This is a genomic window from Geminicoccaceae bacterium (assembly GCA_020638465.1).
GTDB lineage: Bacteria > Pseudomonadota > Alphaproteobacteria > Geminicoccales > Geminicoccaceae > JAGREO01.
Genome location: JACKIM010000002.1, coordinates 1,549,135 through 1,561,483, shown reverse-complemented (window position 1 = coordinate 1,561,483; position 12,349 = coordinate 1,549,135). Strand labels below are relative to the sequence as shown.

13 protein-coding genes are annotated in these 12,349 nt (G+C 61.6%); 8 read left to right on the top strand and 5 right to left on the bottom strand.

From position 1 onward, the window contains the following. Positions 1-54: 54 nt before the first annotated feature. Positions 55-759, bottom strand: coding sequence for a uroporphyrinogen-III synthase (locus H6851_17530; protein ID MCB9945407.1), 705 nt, complete (start codon positions 757-759; stop codon positions 55-57). A gap of 28 nt (positions 760-787) precedes the next feature. Next, on the bottom strand, positions 788-1,699 hold the full coding sequence (hemC, locus tag H6851_17525) for a hydroxymethylbilane synthase (GenBank protein ID MCB9945406.1): 912 nt from the start codon (positions 1,697-1,699) through the stop codon (positions 788-790). A 186-nt stretch (positions 1,700-1,885) separates the two neighbouring features. On the opposite strand from hemC, the gene tsaD reads away from it, so the two are divergent. Both tsaD and H6851_17515 read left to right on the top strand, forming a co-directional pair. Then, positions 1,886-2,941, top strand: coding sequence for a tRNA (adenosine(37)-N6)-threonylcarbamoyltransferase complex transferase subunit TsaD (gene tsaD, locus H6851_17520; protein MCB9945405.1), 1,056 nt, complete (start codon positions 1,886-1,888; stop codon positions 2,939-2,941). A 333-nt stretch (positions 2,942-3,274) separates the two neighbouring features. Continuing rightward, positions 3,275-4,297 (top strand): flippase-like domain-containing protein, encoded by a 1,023-nt coding sequence (locus H6851_17515; GenBank protein MCB9945404.1) that lies wholly within the window; start codon positions 3,275-3,277, stop codon positions 4,295-4,297. Between the two features lie 71 nt (positions 4,298-4,368). On the opposite strand, the gene H6851_17510 is transcribed toward H6851_17515, so the two are convergent. Both H6851_17510 and H6851_17505 read right to left on the bottom strand, forming a co-directional pair. Further along, positions 4,369-4,545 carry a hypothetical protein gene (locus H6851_17510; protein MCB9945403.1) on the bottom strand — a complete coding sequence of 59 codons (177 nt, stop codon included), beginning with the start codon at positions 4,543-4,545 and terminating at the stop codon, positions 4,369-4,371. Between the two features lie 6 nt (positions 4,546-4,551). Further along, positions 4,552-5,352 carry a DUF2189 domain-containing protein gene (locus tag H6851_17505; protein ID MCB9945402.1) on the bottom strand — a complete coding sequence of 267 codons (801 nt, stop codon included), beginning with the start codon at positions 5,350-5,352 and terminating at the stop codon, positions 4,552-4,554. A 236-nt stretch (positions 5,353-5,588) separates the two neighbouring features. On the opposite strand from H6851_17505, the gene ccoN reads away from it, so the two are divergent. Genes ccoN through ccoP form a run of 4 tightly spaced genes read left to right on the top strand, consistent with a single transcriptional unit; the run spans position 5,589 to position 8,842 of the window. Further along, a complete protein-coding gene (gene ccoN, locus H6851_17500; GenBank protein ID MCB9945401.1) occupies positions 5,589-7,085 on the top strand; it encodes a cytochrome-c oxidase, cbb3-type subunit I in 1,497 nt (498 codons plus the stop codon). Between the two features lie 10 nt (positions 7,086-7,095). Further along, positions 7,096-7,827 (top strand): cytochrome-c oxidase, cbb3-type subunit II, encoded by a 732-nt coding sequence (gene ccoO, locus H6851_17495; protein MCB9945400.1) that lies wholly within the window; start codon positions 7,096-7,098, stop codon positions 7,825-7,827. 9 nt (positions 7,828-7,836) lie between these two features. After that, positions 7,837-8,001 carry a cbb3-type cytochrome c oxidase subunit 3 gene (locus tag H6851_17490; protein MCB9945399.1) on the top strand — a complete coding sequence of 55 codons (165 nt, stop codon included), beginning with the start codon at positions 7,837-7,839 and terminating at the stop codon, positions 7,999-8,001. Beyond that, complete coding sequence (gene ccoP, locus H6851_17485) at positions 7,991-8,842, top strand: cytochrome-c oxidase, cbb3-type subunit III (GenBank protein ID MCB9945398.1); 852 nt, start codon at positions 7,991-7,993, stop codon at positions 8,840-8,842. Before H6851_17490 ends, ccoP begins: the two co-directional genes overlap by 11 nt. 117 nt (positions 8,843-8,959) lie before the next feature. Here ccoP and H6851_17480 read toward each other — a convergent pair whose 3' ends face one another. Further along, positions 8,960-9,604: a MarC family protein gene (locus tag H6851_17480; protein ID MCB9945397.1), complete on the bottom strand. Its 645-nt coding sequence runs from the start codon at positions 9,602-9,604 to the stop codon at positions 8,960-8,962. 179 nt (positions 9,605-9,783) lie between these two features. Here H6851_17480 and H6851_17475 point away from each other — a divergent pair, with 179 nt between their 5' ends. Beyond that, a complete protein-coding gene (locus H6851_17475; GenBank protein ID MCB9945396.1) occupies positions 9,784-11,295 on the top strand; it encodes a 5'-nucleotidase C-terminal domain-containing protein in 1,512 nt (503 codons plus the stop codon). 304 nt (positions 11,296-11,599) lie between these two features. Beyond that, positions 11,600-12,262, top strand: a complete 663-nt coding sequence (locus H6851_17470) for a TrkA family potassium uptake protein (GenBank protein ID MCB9945395.1) — start codon at positions 11,600-11,602, stop codon at positions 12,260-12,262. Positions 12,263-12,349 lie beyond the last annotated feature (87 nt).

Below are 12,349 nucleotides of genomic sequence, written 5' to 3'. Positions count from 1 at the left end.
CCCGCAAAGTTGACCGACCATCGAATCGCGACGCACCCGATAACAGCGCTAGCATCAACCCGACGAAGCATCAAGCTGACGCAGCAGGGCGCGTACATCCTGTCTTGGCGAAATACGGACATCATGGGCAGCCAGAGGCCTCGCTGCCGCAGCGATGTCGTCGCTGAGTGCCAGGACACACAGATTGCGCGCCTCGTTATGAAGGTTCTTCGCGCTGATGATGTTGCAGAAGATCGTGGCCGCGCGGGGCGACATCAGCGCCACACCCTCGACCGATCCGCGGCGCAGGGCGAGTTCGACCAGTCCGGCCGCATCGGCAACCGGCTCCATCGCGTAGACGACAACGCGGTGGTAATATAACCCGCTGTCGCGGAGCAGGGATGCGAGGTCGCCATTGATGTCGCGGCCGCACAGATGCACCAGCCGAGCACCCGGGGGAAGTCCCGAATTCAGGATCAACTCGCCGAGTTCATGCCAGTTGCTGCCACTGGCCGACACGTCCCGGGCTCCGGCATCGCGGGCTGCGCGCTCGGTCGATCTGCCGACAGCATAGACGGGACGCGGTGGCAGTTCCGCCAGGGCGAATGCGGCGCGCGCGCTGGTGAGTATCCATGCATCCGGCTCATCGATGACCAGTGGATCGAAGTCGATCTGAACCTCGCAGGTCAGCGGGCAGACGATGGCATCATGGCCCATCTCGCGGATGGTTTCGGCCATCAGCGAAGCGGCGGGCTCGGGGCGGGTCACGAGGATTTTCATGGTTTTGCTGGCATGATGCTGGGGCGGATCAATGCGGGGCGGCGAAGTAGCCGGGACCGAGCCGCTGATGCAGTTCGCGACCCTGTTCGACGGCCATGGCCATGGCCTCGCCGGCCGGGATTTCGAAAGTCCTGCGGATGATGTCGCTTCCATCGGGGCGGGCGACAAGGCCACGGAACAGCACCTTGTCGGCCATCATCTGGGCATGCGCGGCGATGGGTGTCCGGCAGGAGCCGTCAAGCTCGGCGAGGAAAGCCCGCTCGATCTCTACGCAAAGGCTGGTTTCCCGGTGGTCCAGAGTGGCGAGCAGGGGCCGAATGTCGGCCCGTTCTGTCGCATATTCGACACCGATCGCGGCCTGTGCGACGGCTGGCAACATGTCCTCGATGTCCAGGGGAACCCCCGTCGTCGCCCCGATGCCGAGACGATCCAGCCCGGCCTGCGCCAGCAGCGTGGCATCGAAATCGCCATCCTCGATGCGGCGCAGCCGCGTCTGCACGCTTCCACGCAAGGTGGATATCCGCAGGTCGGGACGTCTGGCAAGAAGGATTGCACCTCGCCGGAGCGAGGCCGTGCCGACATGAGCTCCCCGCGGCAGCTCGTCCAGGCTGCGGGCAGAGCGTGATATCAGGGAGTCCCGTGGATCAGCACGGTGCAGCATGGCGCCGATGGCAAGGCCATCCGGCAGGGCTGTCGGCATGTCCTTCATGGAATGGACCGCGATATCGATCCGACGGTCGAGGAGCTGTTCCTCGATTTCCTTGGTGAACAACCCCTTGCCGCCGATCTCGGACAGGGGGCGATCGAGGATGTGATCGCCGGTCGTCCTGATGACGACGATTTCGGTGCGTCTGTCCAGCGCGGCTCCGACCATGCGGGCCTGGGCCAGGGCAAGCGGCGAGCCGCGCGTTCCGATCCGGATCAGCTCTTGAACACTCACTTCGGGTTCCCGTTTTGATATTGCCGCGCGGTCATTTGTAGAACTGTTTGCTTCCGGGTGGAACCGTCTTGACCGGAAGCGCCGTGCTGCGTTCCGTGCAGAAACGAGCGGTGCCGCAGTCGCAATCGCCGCGAGAGTGCGCTAGTTGCCTCCCGTCCACAGTGGGGAAGGGCGGAGAAACACGGGATGTTGGTCCTTGGTATCGAGACGAGCTGCGATGAAACCGGCGTGGCGCTGGTCGATGATGGGCGCCGGATCCACGCGGAACAATTATACAGCCAGCTGGATGTCCATGCCGTCTATGGCGGTGTGGTTCCCGAGATAGCCGCCCGCGCCCATGTGGAAAGGCTGGATCAGCTCGTCGGCGCGGCGATGCGCGAGGCGGGTGCCGGGTTCGGGGATCTTTCGGCCATGGCTGTCACCTGTGGACCAGGGTTGATAGGCGGCCTCATCGTCGGGCTGGTGACGGCAAAGGCGATAGCGGCCGTCACCGGATTGCCGTTGGTGCCGGTCAACCACCTCGAAGCGCATGCCCTGACGGTGCGCCTGACCGCGAATGTGGCATTTCCTTACACCTTGCTGCTTGTCTCGGGCGGCCATGCACAGCTCATCGAGGTCGAGGGCGTGGGATGCTACCGCCGGCTCGGCAGCACCATCGACGATGCGGTGGGAGAGGCCTTCGACAAGCTGGCGAAGATGCTGGGGCTCGGCTACCCGGGTGGCCCAGCGGTCGAGCAGGCGGCGTTGCGGGGAGATTCGGGGCGCTTCAGTCTGCCGCGGCCCCTCCTGCACAAACCCGGTTGCAATTTCTCCTTTTCGGGCCTCAAGACCGCGTGCCGTCAACTCATCCTTCAGGAAAGGTTGGAAGAGGGGGATACGGAGGCGATTGCCGACCTGTGCGCCGGCTTTCAGGCTGCGGTCGGCGATTGTCTGGCCGACCGCACGCGGCATGCCATCCGTTCGGTTCGTCGAGAGGGCGGCGGCCGGCGGCTGGTCGTAGCGGGAGGTGTGGCAGCCAATGCCGCCATCGGAGCGCGTTTGCAGGAATTGTCACGCGCTGAAGGTGTGGAATTGTATCTGCCGCCTCCTCGTCTGTGTACAGACAACGGGGTGATGATCGCCTGGGCGGGAATAGAGAGGATACGCGCCGGTCTCGCCGATGAGCATGTTGCCGAAGCGCGGGCACGATGGCCCCTCGATCCGGCGGCAAGCCCGCTTGTCGGAGCGGGCGTCAAGGCATGAAACGGAGGCGGTCCACATCTTCGTGCCGATCGGTGGAAAGCGGGAATTCGACTGTCAGGCGACAATGGCAAGCCAGCCTGTCCATAGGCGGAATTGCGTAGATATAGGCAAGTCTGGAATAACGTGTTAAGTGTCAGGTTGTCATATACCAAAGCACAATGATTTGTAGTCGGCGAAGTTTGTCAGTCGTGCATGACGGGATTTCACGTTACCCGTCGGTGAAATCAAGGGTGAGAAACGAGGAATGCTGCTTGCTCGGGAAGTCGGGTTGTCGTCGCGCATGGTGCCCGTTGGTTCGTGCGCGAATGCGGTGTCATCTTACGTGGCCCTGCTGTGCCAGTCACACCGTATGCCGTCTACCCCACCATGAACAAGGTGCACTTGAGGACGGCGATACGCTTTCTTGTCAGTTTCAGTCTACTTGGCGTGTTGTTCTTCACCCTGGATGTGGACGACCTGCTTCGGGGACTTCGTCACGCCGATCTGCGCTGGCTGGGTATTTCCCTTGCATTTTCGATTGCGACCCTGGCGTGCAGTGTGTGGAAATGGCGACTGCTGATTGATGCGCACGGGCATCGCCTGTCGTGGCGCTCGCTCTGGGGATTCTATCTTCTGGGCCAGCTTGCGAACAATTTCATGCCGTCGAATGTCGGCGGCGACGTCGTGCGCGTCGCCCTTGCATCACGGAAGCTCGGCCTGTCGAGCTGGCCTGCGGTCGCGGGGTCGGTGCTGGTCGAGCGCATGACAGGGCTTGTCGGGCTGTTCATCGCCCTGCTTGCGGGTGTCGCCGTGCATCTCCCATGGGTCGAGCGGCTGGGCATCCTGTTGCCGGTCATGGGTGGGGCATCGGCGGTGGCGATTGCCTGCATGCTGATCTTTTCCAAGAGTTCGAACCGTATTCTGGCCGGGATGCGTGCCTGGCCGTTCATGGAGCAGCCAGTCAACCTTCTAACCCGGCTGCACGACGCCTGTCTCACCTATTCGAACCAGCCGCGCCTGCTGGTGCAGGGTGTTCTTATCAGTGTGTTGTTTTACGTCATCGCTGCCGTTCAATTGTCGGTGCTGTGTCGGATGTTCCCCGGCGTCGACGTAAGCTGGTCGAGCCAGCTCGTGGTCTTCGGCATCATCAGCCTCGTGGCGGTCCTGCCCATATCCGTCAACGGCTTCGGCGTACAGGAAAGTGCGCACACCTTGTTGCTGATGTCGCTGGGATTCTTCCAGTACCAGGCGTTGATCATCGCCCTCGGGCTTCGATTCATCCTGTTGGCGCCGGCCATGGCCGGCGCGCTCGTCTTCGCATCCAGCAGCATGGTGCGCTCGGCGTTCCAGCGGTCCGTTCCCAACGGGATGGCCTGAGGAGCGGATTTCCTGTCGGGACACGGGCCCACACTGCCGGAGGACGATGCCCGGACGGTGGGCCCCGCCGGTCAGTGATCGTGGCCCGGCTCGGTGGCTTTGTGGATCAGTGACATGATGACAACGATCCCGAAAAGACACAGTCCCCAGCCGAAGATGGCGATGTGGGCGTCATGGGCCCTCGCGGCGAGTGTCAGGCCGAGGAGGCTCAACAGCCCCATGATCGCGCCGAAAACATAAGATGCCATGGCTTGTCAGTCCGTTACTTCGATGGGGTCAAGCTGTACTACATCGCGATAGGCATGCCAGGTGGCATGGCCGATCAGCGGCAGGGTAACGATGAGGCCGAGATAGAGGGTGACCAGTCCGACCAGGCTGAAAGCGACGATCAGGCCCGCCCAGAGCAACATGGCACCGGGATTGATCTGAACCGACTTGAAGCTGGTGGCGATCGCCTCGATGACGTTCATCTCGGGGTGATCGAGGAGCATCGGAATCGAGATGACGCTGATCGAAAAGGCGAGGAACGAGAGGACGCCGCCGATACCCGTGCCCAGCACGAGGAACTTCCAGCTGCCGGACGACAGGAACGTCTCGACGAACAGGTTCTCGAAGGAAGGCGGATCCATGCCGAAATAGAGGAAGAACAGCAGGGCGGCGATACGGGCCCAAAGGAACATCAGCAGCATCAGCGCCACACCCATCAGCGCCAGTTGCGACAGGTTGCGGCTGAAGGCGCCAAGTGCGTCGCCCAGGGTGGTCGACTGCCCGAGCTCAAGTCGACGGCTCACCTCATAGATGCCGACGGTGAGGATGGGACCGATGATGAGGAAGCCCGCCATCAACGGCAGGATCAGGTAGACCATGTCGAGCGCGAACAGCCCCGCCGTGACGAGATAGCCGGTGATGGCGGCGAGAACACCATAGGTGAGCCCGACGGTGGGCTGACTGCGCAGATCCTTCCAGCCTTTCGCCAGCCATGTCCAGGGCTGGTCCATTTCGAGCTTGCGTATGCTCGCTTTCGGGTGCGCAAAAACGGGTACAGCCTCGGCCATGATCTCTCTCCAATGCTCGCCTTACTTTCTGCAACCGGCGGCGGCTATGCAAGTCGCTTGGTAGTTCAAGACGTCGCAGGCGAATTTGACATGGATCAATGTGGGTGCGCGACGTTTCGACAGTTTGAATACGTGCGCGTTGCGCCTAATGTAGCGCGTGTTGGTTGAGGAATTGAAGTGGTCTTGTACACGGTTGGTCGGCGGGGCTTCGCTCGTCGAGGTGTTGGGAGAGCGGTATGACGGCTATGGCCATGGCGGGGGGGCAGGCGGGGCAGGCAATGTTTTCCGCGTATAATGAGGACGTCGTCAGGAAATTCACGATTGCCACCATGTTCTGGGGGGTGGTCGGTTTTCTCGCTGGGACGTTCATTGCCTTCCAGCTGGCGTTTCCTGTTCTGAACTTCGATATAGAATGGTTGAGTTTTGGACGGTTGCGGCCCGTTCATACCTCGGCGGTCATTTTTGCCTTTGGTGGAAATGCGCTGCTCGGGACCTCTCTCTATGTGGTGCAGAGGACCTGCCGGACCCGGCTTTTCGGCGGGGCGTATCTGGCCGAGTTCCTCTTCTGGGGCTACCAGTTCTTCATCGTCATGGCGGCACTCGGCTATGTGATGGGTGTCACCCAGGCCCGCGAATATGCGGAACCCGAATGGTATGTCGACCTGTGGTTGACGATCGTCTGGGTCGTTTACCTGGTGATTTTCCTCGGCACCATCCTCAAGCGCAGTGAACCCCACATCTACGTCGCCAACTGGTTCTACCTGGCGTTTATCATCACCATCGCGATGTTGCACATCGTCAACAACCTTGCCCTGCCCGTGTCATGGACCGGCACGAAAAGCTATTCGCTGTTCGCCGGCGTGCAGGACGCGTTGACCCAGTGGTGGTACGGCCACAATGCGGTGGGCTTTTTCCTGACGGCAGGGTTTCTCGGCATGATGTATTATTTCGTGCCGAAACAGGCCGAGCGGCCGGTCTACAGCTACCGGTTGTCGATCATCCACTTCTGGGCGCTGATCTTCCTCTACATCTGGGCGGGCCCGCATCATCTTCACTACACCGCCCTGCCGGACTGGGCGCAGGTGCTGGGCATGACATTCTCGATCATGCTGTGGATGCCGAGCTGGGGTGGCATGATCAACGGGCTCATGACGCTGTCGGGCGCCTGGGACAAGCTGCGTACCGACCCGGTATTGCGTTTCCTCGTGGTGTCGGTGGCCTTCTACGGCATGAGCACCTTCGAGGGGCCGCTCATGTCGATCCGCCAGGTCAATGCACTGTCGCACTACACTGACTGGACAATCGGGCACGTTCACAGCGGCGCGTTAGGCTGGGTGGCCTTCGTCAGCTTCGGAGCGGTCTATTTCCTCGTGCCGCGGCTATGGAAGGCCAAGCGTCTCTATTCGTTGAAGCTGGTCGAATGGCATTTCTGGGTCGCGACGCTGGGTATCGTCCTCTACATCACGGCGATGTGGGTCTCGGGTATCATGCAGGGCCTGATGTGGCGCACCTACGACGCGATGGGCTTCCTGCAGTTCTCGTTCATCGAAACGGTCGAGGCGATGCATCCCTTCTATGTCATCCGTGCCTTCGGCGGCGTGCTCTTCCTCACCGGCTCGCTGATCATGGTCTACAACCTGGTCCGCACGGCTCGTGGCGAACTGCGGGATGAGGAGGAGTTCGGCAGGGTGACCCGCCGCGGAAACCAGCAGCTCGAAGTTCCGGCGGAGTAGGAGATCAGCCATGTCGTTGATGAACCATCATGAGAAGGTCGAGACCCGGGGTCTCTTGTTGACATTGCTGATCCTGATCACCGTCTCCATCGGCGGTATCGTCGAGATCGCGCCATTGTTCAGCATCGAAAGCACGATCGAGCGGGTGAAGGGGGTACGGCCCTATTCACCGCTCGAACTGGCGGGGCGGAACATCTACATGCGCGAAGGGTGCTATAATTGCCACAGCCAGATGATCCGTCCGTTCCGCGACGAGATCGAGCGCTACGGCCATTACAGCCTCGCGGCCGAGAGCATGTACGATCATCCCTTCCAGTGGGGCAGCAAGCGCACCGGCCCCGATCTGGCGCGGGTCGGCGGCAAGTACTCGAACGAGTGGCAGGCAGCGCATCTCGCCGATCCGAGAAGCGTCGTGCCCGAGAGTATCATGCCCGGCTATCCGTTCCTCGCAAAACGACAGCTGGTCATGGACGACGTTCCCAGCCACCTGCAGGCCCTCGTCGATCTGGGGGTGCCCTATGACGACGACATGATCGAGGCTGCAAAGGTGGATCTGCACGATCAGGCCAATCCTGATGCCGACTACGACGCCCTGCAGACCCGTTATCCGAATGCCGTCACGGGGGACCTGGACGGCAACCCGAACGCGCTCACGGAGATGGATGCGCTTATCGCCTACCTGCAGATTCTCGGACGCATGGTCGATCTCACCGACGTGCGGGCCGAGGATCTGAAACAGTAAGGGGCAATCATGTACGAGGAAATCCGCCCCTTCATGCAATCGTTGTGGCAGGTCTGGCTGTTCGTCCTGTTCCTCGGTATTGTCGTCTGGGCGCTCTGGCCGTCCCGACGCAAGGAAATGCATGACAATGCGATGATTCCGTTTCGTGACGAGGAGAGTGGCCATGGCGGCTAAGGAAAAGGATGCGATTACCGGCGTCGAGACCACGGGTCACGAGTGGGACGGTATCAAGGAGTTGAACAACCCGCTGCCGGCATGGTGGCTCTACACGTTCTATGTCTGCATCGCCTTCTCGGTCCTTTGGTGGGTTCTCTATCCATCCTGGCCGGCGCATACGGGCTATCTCGGCGGAGTGCTCGGCTACGATCAGAGAGAAGACGTCGTCGAGCGGCTGAAGGAGGCGCGGGCCGCCCAGGCTGTCTGGCTCGACCGCATCGAACAGCTCGATCCCCAGGCCATCGCGGCCGATCCTGAATTGCTGGCGTTTGCCGTCGCCGGTGGAGAAGTGGCCTTCAAGGAGAATTGTGCTCCTTGTCATGGTCTTGGCGGTGCCGGCCAGCACAGCTATCCCACACTTGCGGATGATGCATGGATCTGGGGCGGAACGCTGGACGATATCAACTACACCATTCGCCATGGCATTCGAAACAACGATGACGACGATGCGCGGTTCTCCGAGATGCCGGCCTTCGGTGATGTCCTCTCGGCCGAGGATATCTCGAATGTCGCCGATTATGTCCTGTCGCTCGCGGGCGGGCCGGCCAATGAAGCCGGTGCCCAGGTGTTCGCCGACAATTGCGCTTCCTGTCATGGCGAGAATGGTGGTGGCGACCTCACCGTCGGTGCTCCTGCCCTCGACGACGCCATATGGCTCTATGGCGGTGACAAGGATGCGATCGTGGCGCAGATCAGCCATCCGCGCATGGGCGTCATGCCGACATGGCAGGGACGTCTCGATGACGACACCATCAAGATGCTGACCGTCTACGTCCACAGCCTGGGTGGTGGAAAATAGGTCGCGACTGACCCGGACCCATCCCGGAACGGTAAGAAAGGCCGCCCCTCGTGTGGGCGGCCTTTTCTGCATCATGGCGATCGATAGTACTTGTGGTCAGCCTTCGGGTGTGGCGAATCACTCGAGGCCGAAGGCCCGCTTGATCCCGTCAATGATGAACTGGACCGCGAGGGCTGCCAGCATCAGTCCCAGCAACCGGGAGAGAATGGTGACCATCGTGGGGCTCAGCAGGTGGGCTATTCTCGCTGCCAGAAGCAGCATGATCAGCAGGCCAGCCAGTGCGCTGCCCAGAGCGAGGATGACGATGCCCTGGGCGGCGACATCCCCGTTGTGCGAGCTCATCTGGAGGATGACGGCGGCGATGGCTCCGGGGCCGGCAATCAGCGGGACCGCGAGGGGGAAGACCGCGACATCCTCCCCCGGGGATGTGGATTGCTGCCGCTCGTCACGGATCACTTCCGCGGTATGGTTGCGCCGTTGCGAACGTTTTTCGAAGACCATCTCGAATCCGATGGCCAGCAGCATGAGGCCGCCGGCAATCCTGAAGGCCGGCAGCGAGATGCCCAGTGTCAGCAGGACCCTGTCGCCAAGCAGGGCGAAGAGGAGCAGCAGCACCGCGCCGATCATGGTGCCGCGCAAGGCGATGCGCTTGCGGTCGGCGCGGTCGGCCTGCCCCGTCAGTGCCAGAAAGATCGGCACCATTCCCAGCGGGTCGATGGTGACAATGAACGCGGTCAGGGCGAGCAGATAGGATTCCAGCATGTAGTCGCTGATAGCCGAGAGCCCCGGTTCTGGCCAGAGCCGTCTGTGCCCGGAAGGAAGCGCGACGTTGCCGGCCGGCGACGACAAAACCGTTGCGGTAACCTGTTTCCGGATATCGACAATCGAGGATACCCTCTAAAAGGCAGGGGCAGGTCGCCTCGAATCAAGGGAGCTAGTCAGTGAAACGTCGTCATTTTCTGTTTTCGTCGGCGCTGGGTGTGCTGCTGTTGTCGGCATCGGCCATGGCCGAGCCCGTGACCATCACGTTCCTGCATACCAACGATATCTACGAAATTTCGCCCTCGGGCGGGCAGGGTGGACTGGGGCAACTGGCAACACTTCTCGAAAATGAGAGAGCCCGCAATCCGAACACGATCACCACCTTCGGTGGCGATCTGATCTCGCCTTCGGTGATGTCGGGTCTGACCAAGGGCGAGCAGATGATCGAGCTCATGAATGGGCTCGGTACCGATGTGGCCGTTCCGGGGAATCACGAGTTCGATTTCGGTCCCGAAATTGCCGCCGAACGGATCAGCGCGTCGACATTCCCATGGCTGGCGGGCAATGTCGTCGTTGCCTCCGGCGAGCCGGCAGTGGGCCTGAAGGCCACGACCATGATGGAGGTAGCAGGTTACAGGATCGGTTTTCTTGGCGTCATGACCGCCGAGACGCCGACGCTGTCGGCTCCGGGGGCGGACATCACCTTCAAGGACCCGATCGAGACGGCCGCCGAACTTGCCTCGGGCCTGAAGGAGGAAGGGGCCGATCTCATCGTCGCCATGACCCACCTCAACGAGACCGACGACCGGGAGTTGTTGCGCAAGGTCCCGGACATCGACATTTCGCTTGGTGGCCATGATCATGACCCGATCACCTATTTCGACGGCAATGGCCTGCTGATCAAGGCCGGTTATGACGCGCAGTACCTGGCGGCCGTCGATATCACGGTGGACAGGGTGGAAAAACGTGGCGAGCAGGTGGTCGAATGGCGCCCGCAGTGGCGCTATACTTCGACGGCCGGTGTCGAACCCGAACCTCAGGTTCAGGCGATCATCGACATGTGGAACAGCAAGCTCGATGAGGAACTTGCCATTCCGGTCGGCGAGGCCAGGGTGGTGCTCGATACCCGCCGCAGCACGGTCCGCAGCGAGGAAAGCAATTTCGGCGATCTGGTGGCCGAGGCAATGCGCAACGCCACCGGTGCAGATGTGGGCTTCAGCAATGGCGGCGGCATTCGCGGCGACCGGACCTACGACCCGGGCACTGTTCTCACCCGCAAGGATGTCCTCACCGAGTTGCCGTTCGGCAATGTCACCGTACTCATGGAGTTGAGCGGTGCCGATCTGAGAGCTGCGGTGGAAAATGGCGTTTCCCAGGTCGAGGATGGTGCCGGACGTTTCCCGCAGATCGCGGGCATGGCATTCACCTATGATGCCTCGAAGCCGGCTGGCGAGCGGGTGGTCGAATTGACCGTCGGTGGGGAAGCTGTCGATTCGGGGAAAACCTACAAGGTGGCCACCAATGACTACATGGCCAGCGGCGGCGACGGTTTCGAATCGCTTACCCGTGGCAAGATACTCATCGACGCCTCGGGCGCGACACTGATGGCCTCCACCGTGATGAACTATATCACAGCGCTGGGCGGCGAGATCACCCAGCAGGTCGACGGGCGCATCAAGCGGCTCGACTGATCCTGAACGGGGAACGGAACTGGAGAGGGAAAGGGGAGCGGCAGGCACCGTTCCCCTGTCGCGGCTTGTTGGCGAAGGTCGGCAATCGACAACAGCGCAGACCCGAAGCGTGGACCGTCGTGGCCCATCCGACACATTTGCCGCCTTTTTCCAGCAGATGACATTCGTCAATCGATAGCTTGACCGAATCTCCGGCTTCGACCCAGATGACAATGAGGTCTTCCCGATCGGAAGGTCTTCGCATGGTCCCCGCGCGACTGCCGGTTCGGAGTTCTGCCTGTCGGGTCGAGGAGATTTTCGCCACATGGCCAAGGATACCCGTTCGTTCGCGATCATCGGCCTGGGCGCCTTCGGCAGTACCGTGGCGTCCGAACTGGAACGCTTCGGAAACCGGGTGATCGGGATCGATCTCGACGAACGGCGCGTCGCGCAGATGGTATCAGTACTGTCATCGGCCCTGATCCTGGACGCGACCGACGAGGCAGCACTCCGCGAGGCGGGGATCGACCAGTACGACGTGGCGCTGATTGCCATAGGACGGGACATTCAGGCGAGCATCCTGACCACGATGCATGTCAAGATGCTGGGCATCGACACGATCTGGGTCAAGGCGTCGAACCGGACGCATCATCGCATCCTGTCGAAGCTGGGGGCCGATCGGGTGATCCTGCCGGAACAGGAGATGGGGCGGCACATCGCCCAGATGCTGAACAACCCGGTCGTGCAGGACTATGTCAGTCTCGGAAACGGTTTCAGTGTGGTGAATATCGTCATTCCGGAGAACATGGCGGGGCGTGAACTTTCCACCCTGAAGATCGGAGCTGCATTCGACGTGCGGCTTCTCGGCCTGATGCGCGGCACCGAATACCGCTCATGCGACGACGCTGGCCTGGTGCTGGAGGAGGACGACAAGCTGATCCTTCTCGGCAAGCGACCGGAGTTGCGCCGTTTCGGTGACGCGCTTTGAGCCGCAGTCCGCTCGCCCTGGGTTCCGTTCCGGGGACTGCGAAGGCCGTTCTCTCGGCGGTACCTCCACCGCTGATACTGGCCGCGC

Excerpts from the sequence above, each read along its gene's own strand:
- H6851_17530 (MCB9945407.1), bottom strand. The coding sequence starts at position 759 with ATGAAAATCCTCGTGACCCGCCCCGAGCCCGCCGCTTCGCTGATGGCC.
- tsaD (MCB9945405.1), top strand. The coding sequence starts at position 1,886 with ATGTTGGTCCTTGGTATCGAGACGAGCTGCGATGAAACCGGCGTGGCG.
- H6851_17510 (MCB9945403.1), bottom strand. The coding sequence starts at position 4,545 with ATGGCATCTTATGTTTTCGGCGCGATCATGGGGCTGTTGAGCCTCCTC.
- H6851_17505 (MCB9945402.1), bottom strand. The coding sequence starts at position 5,352 with ATGGCCGAGGCTGTACCCGTTTTTGCGCACCCGAAAGCGAGCATACGC.
- ccoN (MCB9945401.1), top strand. The coding sequence starts at position 5,589 with ATGACGGCTATGGCCATGGCGGGGGGGCAGGCGGGGCAGGCAATGTTT.
- ccoO (MCB9945400.1), top strand. The coding sequence starts at position 7,096 with ATGTCGTTGATGAACCATCATGAGAAGGTCGAGACCCGGGGTCTCTTG.
- H6851_17490 (MCB9945399.1), top strand. The coding sequence starts at position 7,837 with ATGTACGAGGAAATCCGCCCCTTCATGCAATCGTTGTGGCAGGTCTGG.
- ccoP (MCB9945398.1), top strand. The coding sequence starts at position 7,991 with ATGGCGGCTAAGGAAAAGGATGCGATTACCGGCGTCGAGACCACGGGT.
- H6851_17480 (MCB9945397.1), bottom strand. The coding sequence starts at position 9,604 with ATGCTGGAATCCTATCTGCTCGCCCTGACCGCGTTCATTGTCACCATC.
- H6851_17470 (MCB9945395.1), top strand. The coding sequence starts at position 11,600 with ATGGCCAAGGATACCCGTTCGTTCGCGATCATCGGCCTGGGCGCCTTC.